17 protein-coding genes are annotated in these 15,080 nt (G+C 70.2%); 10 read left to right on the forward strand and 7 right to left on the reverse strand.

The genetic code is table 11. The features are described from left to right. Positions 1–19 precede the first annotated feature (19 nt). The 6 genes from sdhC to ACIQID_RS13700 all read left to right on the forward strand — a co-directional run bounded on the left by sdhC (position 20) and on the right by ACIQID_RS13700 (position 5,697). The gene (gene sdhC / locus ACIQID_RS13675) at positions 20–454 is read left to right on the forward strand and encodes a succinate dehydrogenase, cytochrome b556 subunit (RefSeq protein ID WP_082758508.1); all 435 of its coding nucleotides are present in this window, start codon (positions 20–22) and stop codon (positions 452–454) included. Further along, positions 454–894 carry a succinate dehydrogenase hydrophobic membrane anchor subunit gene (locus tag ACIQID_RS13680; protein WP_060921490.1) on the forward strand — a complete coding sequence of 147 codons (441 nt, stop codon included), beginning with the start codon at positions 454–456 and terminating at the stop codon, positions 892–894. The genes sdhC and ACIQID_RS13680 overlap by 1 nt, the downstream gene beginning before the upstream one ends. A gap of 19 nt (positions 895–913) precedes the next feature. Further along, a complete protein-coding gene (gene sdhA, locus ACIQID_RS13685; protein ID WP_136051703.1) occupies positions 914–2,740 on the forward strand; it encodes a succinate dehydrogenase flavoprotein subunit in 1,827 nt (608 codons plus the stop codon). Between the two features lie 2 nt (positions 2,741–2,742). After that, positions 2,743–3,510, forward strand: a complete 768-nt coding sequence (locus tag ACIQID_RS13690; RefSeq protein ID WP_025105655.1) for a succinate dehydrogenase iron-sulfur subunit — start codon at positions 2,743–2,745, stop codon at positions 3,508–3,510. Between the two features lie 132 nt (positions 3,511–3,642). Continuing rightward, on the forward strand, positions 3,643–4,848 hold the full coding sequence (locus ACIQID_RS13695; RefSeq protein ID WP_400286073.1) for a YihY/virulence factor BrkB family protein: 1,206 nt from the start codon (positions 3,643–3,645) through the stop codon (positions 4,846–4,848). 9 nt (positions 4,849–4,857) lie between these two features. Further along, positions 4,858–5,697 (forward strand): exodeoxyribonuclease III, encoded by an 840-nt coding sequence (locus ACIQID_RS13700; protein WP_025105653.1) that lies wholly within the window; start codon positions 4,858–4,860, stop codon positions 5,695–5,697. Here ACIQID_RS13700 and ACIQID_RS13705 read toward each other — a convergent pair. After that, positions 5,691–6,356, reverse strand: coding sequence for a DUF4166 domain-containing protein (locus tag ACIQID_RS13705; protein WP_400286077.1), 666 nt, complete (start codon positions 6,354–6,356; stop codon positions 5,691–5,693). The two genes, ACIQID_RS13700 and ACIQID_RS13705, sit on opposite strands and share 7 nt — an antisense overlap. Before the next feature lie 62 nt (positions 6,357–6,418). Between ACIQID_RS13705 and trpS the strand changes: the two genes are divergently transcribed. Together trpS and ACIQID_RS13715 are read left to right on the forward strand one after the other, a co-directional pair. Then, complete coding sequence (trpS, locus tag ACIQID_RS13710; RefSeq protein WP_082749972.1) at positions 6,419–7,423, forward strand: tryptophan--tRNA ligase; 1,005 nt, start codon at positions 6,419–6,421, stop codon at positions 7,421–7,423. A 26-nt stretch (positions 7,424–7,449) separates the two neighbouring features. Next, entirely contained in the window at positions 7,450–8,073 is a 624-nt protein-coding gene (locus ACIQID_RS13715) for a hypothetical protein (protein ID WP_400286082.1), read from the forward strand. A gap of 21 nt (positions 8,074–8,094) precedes the next feature. Here the strand turns inward: ACIQID_RS13715 and pth are convergent, their stop codons facing one another. Both pth and ACIQID_RS13725 read right to left on the reverse strand, forming a co-directional pair. After that, on the reverse strand, positions 8,095–8,676 hold the full coding sequence (pth, locus tag ACIQID_RS13720) for an aminoacyl-tRNA hydrolase (RefSeq protein ID WP_025105649.1): 582 nt from the start codon (positions 8,674–8,676) through the stop codon (positions 8,095–8,097). Between the two features lie 96 nt (positions 8,677–8,772). Beyond that, positions 8,773–9,390: a 50S ribosomal protein L25/general stress protein Ctc gene (locus tag ACIQID_RS13725; protein WP_312675233.1), complete on the reverse strand. Its 618-nt coding sequence runs from the start codon at positions 9,388–9,390 to the stop codon at positions 8,773–8,775. Positions 9,391–9,615: 225 nt separating this feature from the next. On the opposite strand from ACIQID_RS13725, the gene ACIQID_RS13730 reads away from it, so the two are divergent. Beyond that, complete coding sequence (locus ACIQID_RS13730; protein WP_400286087.1) at positions 9,616–9,741, forward strand: hypothetical protein; 126 nt, start codon at positions 9,616–9,618, stop codon at positions 9,739–9,741. Here ACIQID_RS13730 and ACIQID_RS13735 read toward each other — a convergent pair. Both ACIQID_RS13735 and ACIQID_RS13740 read right to left on the reverse strand, forming a co-directional pair. After that, positions 9,726–10,250 (reverse strand): gluconokinase, encoded by a 525-nt coding sequence (locus ACIQID_RS13735; protein WP_400286090.1) that lies wholly within the window; start codon positions 10,248–10,250, stop codon positions 9,726–9,728. The two genes, ACIQID_RS13730 and ACIQID_RS13735, sit on opposite strands and share 16 nt — an antisense overlap. A 19-nt stretch (positions 10,251–10,269) precedes the next feature. Further along, a complete protein-coding gene (locus tag ACIQID_RS13740) occupies positions 10,270–11,328 on the reverse strand; it encodes a D-2-hydroxyacid dehydrogenase (protein ID WP_400286093.1) in 1,059 nt (352 codons plus the stop codon). A 163-nt stretch (positions 11,329–11,491) separates the two neighbouring features. Here ACIQID_RS13740 and gndA point away from each other — a divergent pair, with 163 nt between their 5' ends. After that, positions 11,492–12,946 (forward strand): NADP-dependent phosphogluconate dehydrogenase, encoded by a 1,455-nt coding sequence (gndA, locus tag ACIQID_RS13745; RefSeq protein WP_400286096.1) that lies wholly within the window; start codon positions 11,492–11,494, stop codon positions 12,944–12,946. A 51-nt stretch (positions 12,947–12,997) separates the two neighbouring features. Here the strand turns inward: gndA and ACIQID_RS13750 are convergent, their stop codons facing one another. Both ACIQID_RS13750 and ACIQID_RS13755 read right to left on the reverse strand, forming a co-directional pair. Beyond that, on the reverse strand, positions 12,998–14,248 hold the full coding sequence (locus tag ACIQID_RS13750) for an FAD-binding oxidoreductase (RefSeq protein WP_400286099.1): 1,251 nt from the start codon (positions 14,246–14,248) through the stop codon (positions 12,998–13,000). Between the two features lie 76 nt (positions 14,249–14,324). After that, the gene (locus ACIQID_RS13755) at positions 14,325–15,044 is read right to left on the reverse strand and encodes an ABC transporter ATP-binding protein (protein WP_136051726.1); all 720 of its coding nucleotides are present in this window, start codon (positions 15,042–15,044) and stop codon (positions 14,325–14,327) included. Between the last annotated feature and the right edge of the window lie 36 nt (positions 15,045–15,080).

Raw genomic sequence — 15,080 nt, forward strand, 5'->3', positions numbered from 1 at the left:
CGATCCAGGGAGGACGACCGTGTCCACAAGCGCTCGCTTGACACCGTCGATTTCGGAAACCACGTCCAAGACCCCCCGCGGCACCCTCTACCGGGGTCGCGAAGGCATGTGGTCGTGGGTGCTTCACCGCATCACCGGAGTCGCCATCTTCTTCTTCCTGTTGGTGCACGTGCTCGACACGGCGCTGATCAGGGTGTCGCCGGAGGCGTACGACGCGGTCATCGGCACATACAAGAACCCGGTCATGGCGATCGGCGAGGTCGTGCTCGTGGCGGGCATCGTGTTCCACGCCATGAACGGCCTGCGCATCATCGCCGTCGACTTCTGGTCGAAGGGCGCCAAGTACCAGCGCCAGCTCTTCTGGGGCGTGCTGCTCGTGTGGGGCATCATCATGGCCGGCTTCGTGCCGCGCCACCTGATGCTCGCGTTCGCCGGCTTCGGAGGAGGACACTGATGACCGCCCAGACCGTCGCCGCCCCCGCCCGCCGCCAGCGCGGGATCAACCTCGAGAAGTGGGGCTGGGTCTTCATGCGCGTCTCGGGCGTCGTGCTCGTCGTGCTGATCTTCGGCCACCTCTTCGTCAACCTCATGGTCGGCGAAGGCATCCACGCCCTCGACTTCGCCTTCATCGCCGGCAAGTTCGCCACGCCGTTCTGGCAGTGGTGGGACGTGCTGATGCTCTGGCTCGCGCTCATCCACGGTGCCAACGGCATGCGGACGATCGTGAACGACTACGTGACCAACCCCACCGCGCGCAAGGCGCTCGTCTGGGCCCTCGGCCTGGCCGCGGGCCTGCTCATCCTCCTCGGCACCCTGGTCGTCTTCACGTTCGACCCGTGCCTGGGTGTGACCGAGTCGAGCACGCTGTGGGAGACCTGCCAGGCGCAGGGCTAGAAGAAGAGGCAAACGAGAAGTGACTACCCAGACGCAGGATTCCGTCGTCCGTGACGGCGTGCACTACCACCAGTTCGACATCGTCATCGTGGGCGCCGGCGGCGCCGGCATGCGGGCGGCCATCGAGGCCGGCCCCGGCGCGAAGACGGCCGTGATCTCCAAGCTGTACCCGACGCGCTCGCACACCGGTGCCGCGCAGGGCGGCATGGCGGCGGCCCTCGCGAACGTCGAGGAGGACTCCTGGGAGTGGCACACCTTCGACACCGTCAAGGGCGGCGACTACCTCGTCGACCAGGACGCGGCGGAGATCCTCGCGAAGGAGGCCATCGACGCGGTCATCGACCTCGAGAACATGGGTCTCCCCTTCAACCGCACCCCCGAGGGCAAGATCGACCAGCGTCGCTTCGGCGGCCACACGGCCGAGCACGGCAAGACCCCGGTCCGCCGCGCCTGCTACGCCGCCGACCGCACCGGTCACATGATCCTGCAGACGCTGTTCCAGAACTGCGTCAAGCTCGGCATCAACTTCTTCAACGAGTTCTACGTGCTCGACCTCATCACCGTGAAGGACGCGGCGGGTGCCACGCAGGTCGCGGGCGTCGTCGCGTACGACCTCGCCACGGGCGAGCTGCACGTCTTCCAGTCCAAGGCCGTGATCTTCGCGACCGGCGGCTTCGGCAAGATCTTCAAGACCACCTCCAACGCGCACACCCTCACGGGCGACGGCGTCGGCATCGTGTGGCGCAAGGGCCTCCCCCTCGAGGACCTCGAGTTCTTCCAGTTCCACCCGACCGGCCTCGCCGGCCTCGGCATCCTCCTCACCGAGGGCGCCCGCGGTGAGGGTGCGATCCTGCGCAACGCCTCGGGTGAGCGCTTCATGGAGCGGTACGCCCCGACGATCAAGGACCTCGCGCCCCGAGACATCGTCGCGCGCTGCATGGTCCAGGAGGTCGCGGAGGGACGCGGCGCCGGCCCTCACAAGGACTACGTGCTGCTGGACTGCACGCACCTGGGCGCCGAGGTGCTGGAGACCAAGCTCCCCGACATCACCGAGTTCGCCCGCACCTACCTGGGCGTCGACCCGGTCGTGGAGCCGGTCCCCGTGATGCCGACCGCGCACTACGCCATGGGCGGCATCCCGACGAACAACAACGGCGAGGTGCTTGCGGACAACGACACCGTCGTCCCCGGCCTCTACGCCGCCGGCGAGTGCGCCTGCGTCTCGGTGCACGGCGCCAACCGTCTCGGCACGAACTCCCTGCTCGACATCAACGTGTTCGGCAAGAGGAGCGGCCGCAACGCCGTCGAGTACGTCAAGACGGCCGAGTTCGTCCCGCTGCCGGAGAACCCCGCCGCCTTCGTCTCCGACATGCTCGAGGGCCTGCGCAACAACCAGGGCACCGAGCGGATCGCTGTCCTCCGCAAGACGCTGCAGGACGAGATGGACAAGGGCGCGCAGGTGTTCCGCACGCACGAGTCGCTGCAGCACGTCCTCGGTGTGATCGCGGAACTCCGCGAGCGCTACAAGAACGTGCACGTCGACGACAAGGGCCACCGGTTCAACACCGACCTGCTCGAGGCCGTCGAACTGGGCTTCCTGCTCGACATCGCCGAGGTCGTCGTCTACGCCGCGCAGAACCGCGAGGAGAGCCGCGGCGGCCACATGCGCGACGACTTCCCGAAGCGCGACGACGACAACTACATGAAGCACACCATGGCGTACCTCACGGGCGACCCGCACTCCTCCGACCCGAGCGACCACATCAAGCTCGACTGGAAGCCGGTCGTCTTCACCAAGAACGACAAGGGCGAGTTGAACTACCCGCCGATGGAGAGGAAGTACTGAGCATGTCGAACGCCATCGCCGAAGCGCCGGCCGAGACGACCGAAGACACCGGGATCCAGTCCTTCATCGTCACCTTCAACATCCGCCGGTTCGACCCCGAGGTCGACGCCGAGCCGCACTGGGTCGACTACGACGTGGAGCTCTACTCCACCGACCGCGTCCTCGACGCCCTGCACAAGATCAAGTGGGAGGTCGACGGCTCGCTGACCTTCCGCCGCTCCTGCGCCCACGGCATCTGCGGTTCCGACGCCATGCGCATCAACGGCCGCAACCGCCTGGCCTGCAAGACGCTGATCAAGGACCTCGACATCTCGAAGCCGATCTACGTCGAGGCCATCAAGGGCCTGCCGCTGGAGAAGGACCTCGTCGTCGACATGGAGCCGTTCTTCGCGTCGTACCGCGAGGTGCAGCCGTTCCTCGTCGCGAACTCCGTGCCGGAGAAGGGCAAGGAGCGCACGCAGTCCATCGCCGACCGTGAGATCTTCGACGACACCACCAAGTGCATCCTCTGCGCCGCGTGCACCTCGTCGTGCCCCGTGTTCTGGACCGACGGGCAGTACTTCGGCCCGGCCGCGATCGTCAACGCGCACCGCTTCATCTTCGACTCGCGCGACGACAACGCCGCCGTGCGTCTCGACATCCTCAACGACAAGGAGGGCGTCTGGCGCTGCCGCACGACCTTCAACTGCTCCGAGGCGTGCCCCCGCGGCATCGAGGTCACCAAGGCCATCGCCGAGGTCAAGCAGGCGGTCCTCCGCGGCCGTCCCTGACGCGCCGACACAGGCATTCACGCGAGAACAGGCGGTCCCAGACGGGGCCGCCTGTTCTCGCGTCTGCGCCTGTTCTCGCGGAGGCAGGCCGGGCGCGCGAAGGCGGGGCCCGCGCTTGGGTAGGGTGGGGGCGTGTCCGAGCCCGGTTCGGCGACCGACGGTCGCCTCGATGCCGCGGTCGAGCGCGCGACCGCGCTGACCCGGCGCACCCTCGGCCTCTTCCCGGTGCGGGTGTGGCGACACTTCCTGCAGCACAACGGCTTCCTGCTCGCGGCCGGGGTGAGCTACCAGGCGCTGTTCGCCATCTTCGCCGCGATCTACCTCGCGTTCGCCATCGCGGGCCTCTGGCTCGGCGGCAGCGAGGAGGCGGTGAACGGCCTCATCGACATCATCAACAACTACATCCCGAACCTCATCCTCGACGAGGGCGGCGTCTTCACCCCCGCGCAGGTGCAGGAGATCGCGTCGAACACCAGCGGGTTCCTCGGCATCACCGGTCTGATCGCCCTCGGCACGGTGATCTGGACCGCGATCGGGTGGGTGACCTTCTCCCGGCGGGCCGTGCGGGACATCTTCGGCCTCGAGCCCGACCGGCGCAGCTACCTCCTCCTCAAGGCGCGCGACCTGCTCGCCGCTCTCATCTTCGGAGTCGCCCTCATCGTCGGCTCCGCACTGAGCTCGGCCAGCGCCGCGGTCCTCAGCTGGGTCCTGTCGCTGCTGGGCTGGGACGCCGGCTCCGACGGCCTCAACATCAGCATCCGGATCGGCACCGTCCTGGTGTCGTTCGTCCTGCTGACGGGAGCGCTGGCGGCGATGGTGCGCTTCCTCACCGGCACCTCGCTGCACTGGGGCACCATCTGGCCCGGCGCCCTCCTCGGCGGCGCGGCCATGACGGTGCTGCAGTTCGGGGTCGGTTTCCTGTTGAGCTACACGCCGTCGAACCCGCTGCTGGCGACCTTCGCGATCTTCGTCGGCCTGCTGCTGTGGTTCCGGGTGAACGGGGTGGTCATGCTCGTCGCCGCCTCGTGGATCGCCGTCGCCGCCCAGGACCGCGACCTCCCGCTCCTGCTGCCGACGGAGGCCGAGCGGCGGGTGGCCGAGCACGCCACGCTGCTCTCCGCGGCACGGATCCGACTGCGCGACGCCCGCGCCGCGCGCGACGAGGCCCCGTGGTACCGGAGCTGGGCGGCCGGGCACGCCGTCCGCGAGGCGGAGGACGAGGTCGCACGGCTGGAGGCCTCCGCTCCCCCGCCCGCACCCCCGACGTCCCCTCTCGCGCAGCGCCTGCTCTCGGAGCTCGACCACCGTCAGAACCGCGATGTCGGCGGTGCTCGTTAGGCTGGAGGAATGCCTCACCTGCGTATCGCCTCGGTCAATGTCAACGGGATCCGGGCGGCCGCCCGCAACGGGATGAGCACCTGGCTGGACGCCGCCGACATCGACATCCTCACCCTTCAGGAGGTGCGGGGGCAGGACGAGCACATCGAGGCTGCCCTCCCCGGCTGGACCTTCGTGCACGACGAGGCCACGGCCAAGGGGCGCGCGGGCGTCGCGATCGCCAGCCGCCTCCCCGCGCTCGCCTCCCGGGCGGACTTCGGCCCGGAGGACTTCGACTCCAAGGGTCGCTGGATCGAGGCCGACTTCCTCATCGGCGACCGTCCGCTCACCGTCGTCAGCGCCTACGTGCACTCCGGCGAGGCCGACACCCCGAAGCAGGACGAGAAGTGGAAGTTCCTCGACGCATTCGAGGCTCGCCTGGCCAGTCTGAACACCGACGGCGCCCTCGCCCTCGTCACCGGTGACCTCAACGTGGGGCACCGCGAGCTCGACATCAAGAACTGGCGCGGCAACCGCACCAAGGCCGGCTTCCTGCCGCGCGAGCGCGCCTACTTCGATCGGTTCCTCGGTGAAGCCGGGACCTCGGTCACCGGCGTCGACGGCTCGGTCGGCACGGGCCTGGGCTGGGTGGACGTCGGCCGCCGCTTCCACGGCGAGGTGGACGGGCCCTACACCTGGTGGTCCATGCGCGGGAAGGCCTTCGACAACGACTCGGGATGGCGCATCGACTACCACCTGGCCACGCCCGCTCTCGCCGAGCGCGTCCAGGCGTACCACGTGGCCCGTGCGGCCGCGTACGACCAGCGCTGGAGCGACCACGCGCCGGTCGTCGTCGACTACACCTACTGACCCGGTTCCGGCCGCTCGGAGGGCGACGGCGCCGACTCCCGATACCATCCGCGGTACTCCAGAACGGTGCCGAGCACGGGGTTCACGGCGCGCATGTCGATCGTGCGCCGGCGATGCTCGGCGTCCCAGCCGTCGACGAGGTCCACGCGCACCCCGAGCGGACCGGGCAGGGCGAACCGCCGACCGCACAGCCGCAGGGCGACCCGGACGGTGCGCATCCGCAGGAAGCCCTCCGCCGTCACGCTGCACTCCTCGATGAGCTCGACACGGCCGCGGGCACCGAGGAGATTCCGGACCAGTCCCGGTCGCACGCTCACGGTGAGCCTGTCCACGATCCGTGCGGTCCGCCCGGGGAAGAGGAACTCGCGGGTGGAGTCCAGCGTCGCGCGGCCGGTCTCCGCGCGCCCCGTGATCGTGCGGAGGACGAACGGGACGTCCCGCCCCGACGTCGGCACCAGCAGCCCCGGTCCCACGATCGGACGCGCGAGAGCCGCCCAGCGGCCGAACCGGCTCCCCGCGACCGCGAACACCCCCTCCGCGTGCCCCGCCGGTGCCGGAGCGCGGTACTGCGCGAGGATCTCCGGATGGAGACGCTCCGCTTCCGCGCCCAGGGCATCGAGGAACACCTGTCCGCGCCTCAGGGGCATGCCGTCCGTCATGACGTCAGCGTAGGGGATGCGGCGACGCCGGGCTTCGCCGCGCAGACGCATAGGATTGACGGGTGAACAAGCCTCGTCTCTACTCCGGAATGCAGCCCTCCGCCGACTCCCTCCAGATCGGCAACTACATCGGTGCACTCCTGCAGTGGCGGGAGCTCCAGACCTCGTACGACGCGTTCTTCTCCGTCGTCGACCTGCACGCCCTCACGGTCGCCCAGAACCCGGCAGAGCTGCGCGAGAAGACCCGCCGGACCGCCGCGCAGTACATCGCCGCCGGCATCGAGCCGTCGCAGTCGACGCTGTACGTGCAGTCGCACGTCCGTGCGCACGCCGAGCTCGCCTGGATCCTCAGCACGATCACCGGCTTCGGCGAGGCCGGACGCATGACACAGTTCAAGGACAAGTCGGCCCGCTACGGCGCCGATGCGACCAGCGTCGGCCTCTTCACCTATCCGGTGCTCATGGCCGCCGACATCCTGCTCTACCAGACCGACGTCGTGCCGGTCGGCGACGACCAGAAGCAGCACGTCGAGCTCACCCGCGACCTCGCGGAGCGCTTCAACTCGCGGTTCGGCGAGACCTTCACGGTGCCGGTCCCGGTCATCCAGAAGGAGACGGCGCGGATCTACGACCTGCAGAACCCGACGGCCAAGATGTCGAAGTCGGCCGAGAGCGATGCCGGTGTGCTGTGGATGCTCGACGACCCGGCGAAGTCGGCGAAGAAGATCATGCGCGCGGTGACCGACAACGAGGGCACCGTGCGGTTCGATCGGGAGGCCAAGCCCGGCGTCTCGAACCTCCTGACCATCTACGCCGCCCTGACCGGCCGTCAGATCCCCGCGATCGAGGACGAGTACGCGGGCCGCGGCTACGGCGACTTCAAGAAGGGCCTCGCCGAGGTCGTCGTGGAGGAGTTCGCCCCGGTGCGCGACCGTGCCCTCGAGCTCCTGGACGACCCGGCCGAGCTCGACCGGATCCTCGCTGAGAACGCCGCCCGTGCCGACGCCGTCGCCGATCGCACGCTGTCCGACGTGTACGACCGCGTCGGACTGCTGCGCCGGGTGTGAGCCGCGGCCGACCCTAGGATGACATCGTGACCGATCCGCAGCTGCCCCCTCCCGCCGGCGCGATGCCGCCCCTCCCCCCGGCGACCTCGGTCCCGCAGGATCCGGCATCCGGCGCCGTCCCGCCGCCCGCGTATCCGTCGGCACCGCCGGCACCGTACCCGCCCGCGTACCCGTCGGCACCGCCGGCCGCGCCTCCGGGGGCGTATCAGGTGCCCGTGGGCGGCTATGCGGCACCGTCCGGCACGTACACCGCTCCGGACGCCGCACCGAAGCCCTCGGGGTTCCTCGGCCTGCTCGCTCTCGGCCTCTCGATCCTCGCGGCCGTCGTCATGCCGATCATCGGCGGCGTCAGCGCGTTCGAAGTCGGCCACCGCATCCCGCAGGGCTTCAGCGGCTCCACAGGCGATCTCGGGTTCCTGTCCCCCGCCCGCGACCAGGTGCTGTGGACGGAGCTGTCCTTCTGGGCCGGGACGGTGCTCGGCATCGCCGCGATCGTGCTGGGGATCATCGCGATCCGCAGGAAGCAGGGGCGCGGAGCGGGCATCGCCGCGCTCATCGTCGCCGTCCTCGGCGCGATCATCTTCTTCGTCGCCGTCTTCACCGCGTTCGCCGTCGGCGGGGCGGCGGGGTACGCCACCTTCACGACCTGACGCGCGGCGCGCGCCGGAACCTCAGCGAGGGGCGTGGTGCTTCTGCTGTGCGGCGAGCAGCCCTTCGTCGACGAGGAGCTCGACCGCGTCCGCCGCGTCCCCCACGAGCAGCGGCAAGTTGGCGCGCTCGTCCTTGCCGAACGGGGAGAGCACCCAGTCGGCCGGGTCCTGACGCCCCACCGGGCGACCGATGCCCACGCGCACCCGGGGGAAGTCCGGGCTCGTGAGCGCTCGCGCGATGTCGCGGACGCCGTTGTGCCCGCCATGCCCTCCTCCGGTCTTGAGCTTGACCGTGTCGAACGGGATGTCGAGCTCATCGTGCACGACGACGACGTGGTCGAGAGGGACGGAGTAGAACCGCGCGAGGGCGGCGACGGGTGTGCCTGAGACGTTCATGAACGTGTTCGGCTTCGCGAGCACGAGCTTGTCGGCGCCGGGACGCAGCCAGGTCTCGACGACGCGGGCACCGCCCTTGTGCTCCCGGAAGCTCTCGCCGCGGCGGGCCGCGAGTTCGTCGACGACCATCTGGCCGATGTTGTGGCGGGTCGCCTCATAGCGGGGTCCCGGGTTGCCGAGACCGACCACGAGCCAGGTCGCTGCCATTCCTCGTCCTCTCTCGCCGGAGCCGTCACCCCGGTCAGGATACGACGGAGGGGACGCGATCCGATCGCGTCCCCTCCGTGATGAAGCAGGCGGAGATCACTCCGCGGCGGCCTCCTCGGACGCCTCGGCGCCACCCTCGGCGGACTCGCCCTCGGTCTCCTCGTCCTCGACCGGAGCGGCCGGGACGGAGATGGCGACCACGAGGACCTCGGCGTCGGTGAGGAGCGTCGAGCCCTTCGGGAGGGTGACGTCGGCGGCGGTGATGTGCGCGCCCTCCTCGAGACCCTCGACCGAGACCTCGATGTTCTCCGGGATGTGGGTGGCCTCGGCCTCGACCTGGATGGTCGTGGCATCGAGGTTGACGATGGTGCCGGGAGCCGGCTCGCCGGTCACGACGACGGGCACGTCGATGGCGACCTTCTCGCCCTTCTTCACGACCAGGAGGTCGATGTGCTCGATGATCTGGTGCACCGGGTCCTTCTGCACGTCCTTGACGAGGGCGAGCTGCGAGGTGCCCTCGATGTCGAGGTCGAGCAGCGCGTTGGCGCGACGGATGATCAGGGAGACCTGGTGGCCCGGCAGGGCGACGTGGACGGGCTCGGTGCCGTGGCCGTAGATGACCGCGGGGATCTTGCCGGCGGCACGCAGACGACGGGCGAAGCCCTTGCCGAAGCTGCTGCGCAGCTCGGCGTGGACCGTGTTGTCTTCAGACATGAGGTTCTCCTTCGGGGCACGCAGCGAAGGCGCCGCGCGGTGGTCTTGGAATTGTGGACTCGAACGCGGACGCGTGAGGAAAGCCACCGGGCTTGCTTCGCCGCGTCGATCACGGACGTCCGCGCACGCGCAGAAGCGTCCCTCGCCGAGGTACGCCTCCATGGTACCGGATGACCCGATAGGCTGAGGACACCGGTCCCCTCTGCAGAAATTCGGAGTACCCCCATGCTCGACGCCGCGTTCCTCTCTCACGTCTTCCTCTGGGTGATCGGCGCCATGTCGCTGTGCGCCGCCGTCGCCACGGGCGCTGCACTGTTCTCCCTCGGCCGCTCGGGCTACCGCAAGGACTGAGACTCCCCCGGCGTTCCCGTCATCGCGGCGAGCGCCTTCCGGATCGCCGCCACCTCCGGCACCAGCGGGAGCGCGGCATCGACCCGGACCCCGTACTCGTCGTCCGTCAGCGGTTCCCATGCGTCGAGCTGGGAGTCGAGCAAGGACGCCGGCATGAAGTGGTCGGATCGACCGCCCAGCCGCCGTGCGAGCGTCTCCCGCTCTCCGTGCAGCTCGACGAAGATGGCGTCCGGCGCCTCCGCCCGGATCGCATCCCGGTAGCACCGCCGCAGCGCCGAGCATGCGACGACGATGTGCGTCTCCGCGGCGAGCGTCCGTCCGACCACCCGCAGCCACGGCATCCGATCCTCGTCGTCGAGGGCGATCCCCGCCGCCATCTTCTCGACGTTGGTCAGCGGATGCAGATCGTCGCCGTCCACGAAGCGCGCCCCGAGGCTCTCCGCCAGCGCCGCGCCCACCGTCGACTTCCCGGAGCCGCTCGGCCCCATCACGACGATGCGCACGCTCATGCCGGCCTCCCGTCGACCCTCAGTAGAACTCGACCGTGTCGACCACCGCGCGCAGCTCCCGACCGTCGAGCAGGCGGGTGGCGTTCTCGGCGAACCGCCGGGCGATGCGCTCCTCCTCCTTCGAGCTGAGCGCCGCCGTGTGCGGGCTGACGAGGACGCGCGGGTGCGCCCACAGCGGGGACTCGGCGGGCAGCGGCTCCTGCTCGAAGACATCCAGCCCGGCGAAGCCGACGCGGCCGTCGTCGAGTGCGGAGAGCAACGCCGTCTCGTCGACCACGCTGCCGCGCCCGACGTTGGTGAGGATGACCCCGGGCTTCACCGCCCGCAGGACCTCCTCGCCGATGAGGTGCCTGGTCTGCTCCGTGCCCGGCAACGTGACGACGATCGCGTCGACCTCCCCCACCGCGTCCACGAGTTCGTCCGGCGCGATGAGGCGATCGACGCCCTCGACCGGGCGACCGGAGCGACTGGTCCCCCACACCCTGGCGCCGAGGGCGTGGAACCGGCGGGCACACTCCGCGCCGATGCCGCCGAGGCCCACCACCAGCACGGTCATCTCGTCGACCTGACGCATCTCCCAGCGATCGGGCCAGACGCGCCGATCCTGATCCGTCCGCAGGCGCGGGAGGTCCTTCGCCCCGGCGAGCACCGCGAAGAGGGCGAACTCGGCGAGGGTGCCGCCGTGGACGCCGGCACTGGTGGTGAAGACGATGCGGTCGAGAGCGGCCCGGTCGAGTCCCGCGGCCTTCACGGTGCTGCCACCGCCGGCCGCCGTGGTCATGACCCACCGCAGCCGCGGGTTCGCGGACACCGTCCGTGCCAGCGCGTCGGGGTCGACGTCGGGGATGCCGAAGAGGACGTCGGCGGAGTCGACGAGGTCATCGAACGCCCGCTGCTGCTCCGGCGTGCGCGCGAAGTCGGGATCGCCCGACCAGTCGGCCGGACCGCGCATGGGAGGCACCAGGGCCGCGTCGTGGATGACCTCGAGCCGCGGCTCCAGCTCCTCGATGAGCCCGCACAGCTCCTCCGCCAACGGCACCGCGACGACGGCGCGGACCTTCTTCTCGGACTCCGTCACGACCGACTCCCTCCAGCTCCTGTGCTCCCTTCAGCGTAGAGGTCCGCACGCACGCGGCTGTCGGGCACCGCGGACGATGACGGCCATGCGTCATGGGTGCGCCTCGATCCACCGCACAGCGATACGCTGAAGACAACCCTTCTTCACGATCGAGGAGCCTTCCGTGCCCGAAGCATCAGCGAACATCGGAGTCGTCGGACTCGCCGTCATGGGGTCGAACCTCGCCCGCAACCTCGCGAGCCGCGAGGGCAACACCGTGGCGATCTTCAACCGCAGCTACGAGAAGACGCAGACCCTCCTCGACGAGCATCCTGAGGCGGGCTTCCTCCCGGCGAAGACCTACCAGGAGTTCGCCGATTCGCTGCAGAAGCCGCGTACCGCGATCATCATGGTCAAGGCCGGAGCCCCGACCGACGCCGTGATCGACTCCCTCGCCGAGGTCTTCGAGCCGGGCGACATCATCGTCGACGGCGGCAACGCCTACTTCCCGGACACCATCCGCCGTGAGAAGGCCGTCCGCGAGACCGGGATCAACTTCGTCGGCGCCGGCATCTCCGGTGGCGAGGAGGGCGCCCTCACCGGCCCCTCGATCATGCCGGGCGGTTCGGACGAGTCCTGGATCACGCTCGGACCCATCCTGAAGTCCATCGCCGCGATCGCCGAGGGCGAGCCCTGCGTGACGCACGTCGGCCACGACGGTGCCGGCCACTTCGTCAAGATGGTGCACAACGGCATCGAGTACGCCGACATGCAGCTCATCGCCGAGGCCTACGACCTCATCCGTCGCGGGACCGGCAAGACGCCCGCGGAGATCGCCGAGATCTTCGCCGAGTGGAACCGCGGGGAGCTGGAGTCGTACCTCATCGAGATCACCGCCGAGGTGCTGCGCCAGGTCGACGCGTCCACCGGCAAGCCGCTCGTCGACGTCATCCTGGACCAGGCCGGCGCGAAGGGCACCGGCGCCTGGACCGTGCAGACCGCGCTCTCCCTCGGCGTGCCGGTCTCGGGTATCGCCGAGGCGACGTTCGCCCGGTCGCTCTCCTCCCACCCCGAGCAGCGCGCGGTCGCCGCGGCGCTTCCCGGTCCGGACGAGGAGTTCACCGTCCCCGCCGACGAGGTCGAGGCCTTCGTCGAGGACGTCCGCCTGGCGCTCTACGCCTCCAAGATCGTCGCCTACTCGCAGGGCTTCGACGAGATCCGCGCCGGTGCCGCCGAGTACGGCTGGAACATCGATCTCGGTGCGATCTCCAAGATCTGGCGCGGCGGCTGCATCATCCGTGCACAGTTCCTGAACCGGATCGCGGACGCCTATGCCGAGACCCCGGACCTGCCCGTGCTGATGACGGCTCCGTACTTCGCCGAGGCGCTCACGCGCGGCCAGGCGGCCTGGCGTCGCGTGGTGGTCACGGCAGCGCAGTCCGGTATCCCCGCTCCCGCGTTCTCCTCGTCGCTGTCGTACTACGACGGCATCCGCGCCGACCGCCTCCCGGCCGCTCTCGTGCAGGGCCAGCGCGACTTCTTCGGCGCGCACACCTACAAGCGCATCGACAAGGAGGGCACCTTCCACACGCTGTGGTCGGGCGACCGCTCCGAGATCGAAGCCGAAGACACGCACTGACCTCGGGTCTGCGAAGGGCCGGGCACCGCAGGGTGCCCGGCCCTTCGTGCGTCAGGCGAGGATGTTGTGGTTGCGGCGGAACACGTTCTGCGGGTCCCACTGCGCCTTCACCGCGCGCAGACGCGCGTAGCCGTCGCCGTCGTACATCCCGGACACCGCGTCCGGTCGCTCGCGGTCGACGAAGTTGCTGTACTCGGCGAGGCGGCCCCCGACGATCCGCTGTGCGTCGGCGGCGGCCTTCTCACGCTGCTGCTCGTCGAGCATCCCCGGGACGTCGAAGGCACCGGCCATGACGAACCAGGTCGCGCCGCGCGCCGGGAAGGCCGTCTCCTCCTGCGGCACGGCGCCGAACGCCCCGCCGAGGGACCGGAGGAAGACGACCGAGGCGGGGTACTCCCGCCGATAGGCCACGAGCCGATCGATCGTCTCATCGTCGAGGTCGGCGACGAGACCGTTCCCGCCGAGGAACCCGGGAGGAGCGGGAGCCTCGCCGCCCTCGGGCTGCGGCATCTCCATCAGGATGTCCCGGTAGGCGGGCTCGGTGATCTCCGTCGTGACGCCGTCGAGGGCGGTGATCGGAGCGAGCTCCACACGCAGCGCCTCCGGGTCGGGCCCGGCCCACACGGCGGTCAGCCGGGCACCGGCCGGAGCGCTCGGGTCCATGGGCGGCACGTCCATGTACGTGACGGTCAGTTCGCGCGGGGCGTCGCGGAGGAGTTCGCGCGCGGCCCGGAGCACGGCCGTCGCGTCGCCTTCGACGACGGACTCGGCCAGCGCGATCCCCGGCAGGCGATGCGCCTCGAAATCGAAACGGGTGACGACGCCGAAGTTGCCGCCACCGCCGCGCAGCGCCCAGAACAGGTCGGGATGCTGCGTGGCCGACGCCTCCACCACGTCTCCGCTCGCGGTGACGACCTGGGCGCCGACCAGCTGATCGACGGCGAGCCCCCAGGCGCGCACCATCCAGCCGACGCCGCCGCCGAGGGTGAGTCCGCCGACGCCGACGCTGGCCGTGTCGCCGGAGCTCAGCGCGAGGCCGTGGCCGGCGAGGGTCTTCGCGACGTCGCCCCAGACGGCACCGCCGCCGATGCGCACGACCGTGCCGTCGATCTCGATCGAGGAGAGCTCCCCGAGTTCGAGACGCAGACCGGGAGCGGGGGCGTGGGACCAGGGCCCGTGGCCGCCGGAGACGACGGTCAGGGGGACCGCCTCCTGCGCGGCGGCGCGGACGAGCGCGGCGACCTCGGAGACGGTGGAGGGACGGTGGACGGTGGGCTGTGCGGATTCGACGTGGTCGACCATGAGCACACGGTAGACCCGGGGTCGGACATCGCGGAAGAGGGGCGGCTCGCCGTCCGCCCCTCCCCCGCGCCGCCGACTATCGGGTGATGTCTTTCACCGTCCCCTGCGTCAGACGCAGCCGCTTCGTCGCTCGTCGCGCCACCGCGGAGTCGTGCGTGACCACGACCATGGTGATGCCCTCCGCGCACAGCCGCTCGAGGAGGTCGAGGATCTCGTCGCGCATCCTCTCGTCGAGGTTGCCCGTCGGCTCGTCCGCGAGCAGCACCCGGGGGCGCTTGACGATCGCCCGCGCGATCGCGACGCGCTGCTGCTGTCCGCCGGACAGCTCCGCGGGGCGATGGTCTCCGCGGTCCTCCAGGCCGACGTGCGCGAGAGCGGCGGCGACGCGGGTGCGTCGTTCCGCCCGGTCGATGCCGAGCGGCTCCAGGGCCATGTCGACATTCTCCGCCGCCGTCAGGGTCGGGATCAGGTTGAACCCCTGGAAGACGAAGCCGATCTCCTGCGCGCGGATCCGTCCCAGCTCCGACGGCGACGCCGACGACAGTTCACGGCCGTCCAGCTGCAGCGTCCCGGAGGTCGGGGTGTCGAGCGCCCCCAGCAGCTGCAGCAGCGTCGACTTGCCCCCTCCGGTCGGCCCCTGGATCGTGACGAAGGCGCCGGGCATGATCTCCAGGTCGACGCCGGTGAGCGCCGTCACCGTCCGTCCCCTCCGCGTATAGGTGCGGGTGACGCCCGCCGCCCGGTACAGCGGGGTCGCCGCCGGCGGGGCCGGAACGCGAGCCTCGGAATCCGTCATCGTGGTCATCTCGGTCTCCTTCTCTCCTGTGTGGTT

Source organism: Microbacterium sp. NPDC091676 (assembly GCF_044756645.1).
GTDB classification, from domain to species: domain Bacteria; phylum Actinomycetota; class Actinomycetes; order Actinomycetales; family Microbacteriaceae; genus Microbacterium; species Microbacterium paraoxydans_D.

Bases quoted from the DNA above. Each gene is read 5' to 3' on its own strand.
- ACIQID_RS13680 (WP_060921490.1), top strand. From the start codon at position 454: ATGACCGCCCAGACCGTCGCCGCCCCCGCCCGCCGCCAGCGCGGGATC.
- ACIQID_RS13690 (WP_025105655.1), top strand. From the start codon at position 2,743: ATGTCGAACGCCATCGCCGAAGCGCCGGCCGAGACGACCGAAGACACC.
- ACIQID_RS13700 (WP_025105653.1), top strand. From the start codon at position 4,858: ATGCCTCACCTGCGTATCGCCTCGGTCAATGTCAACGGGATCCGGGCG.
- ACIQID_RS13705 (WP_400286077.1), bottom strand. From the start codon at position 6,356: ATGACGGACGGCATGCCCCTGAGGCGCGGACAGGTGTTCCTCGATGCC.
- pth (WP_025105649.1), bottom strand. From the start codon at position 8,676: ATGGCAGCGACCTGGCTCGTGGTCGGTCTCGGCAACCCGGGACCCCGC.
- ACIQID_RS13725 (WP_312675233.1), bottom strand. From the start codon at position 9,390: ATGTCTGAAGACAACACGGTCCACGCCGAGCTGCGCAGCAGCTTCGGC.
- ACIQID_RS13730 (WP_400286087.1), top strand. From the start codon at position 9,616: ATGCTCGACGCCGCGTTCCTCTCTCACGTCTTCCTCTGGGTGATCGGC.
- ACIQID_RS13735 (WP_400286090.1), bottom strand. From the start codon at position 10,250: ATGAGCGTGCGCATCGTCGTGATGGGGCCGAGCGGCTCCGGGAAGTCG.
- ACIQID_RS13750 (WP_400286099.1), bottom strand. From the start codon at position 14,248: ATGGTCGACCACGTCGAATCCGCACAGCCCACCGTCCACCGTCCCTCC.
- ACIQID_RS13755 (WP_136051726.1), bottom strand. From the start codon at position 15,044: ATGACGGATTCCGAGGCTCGCGTTCCGGCCCCGCCGGCGGCGACCCCG.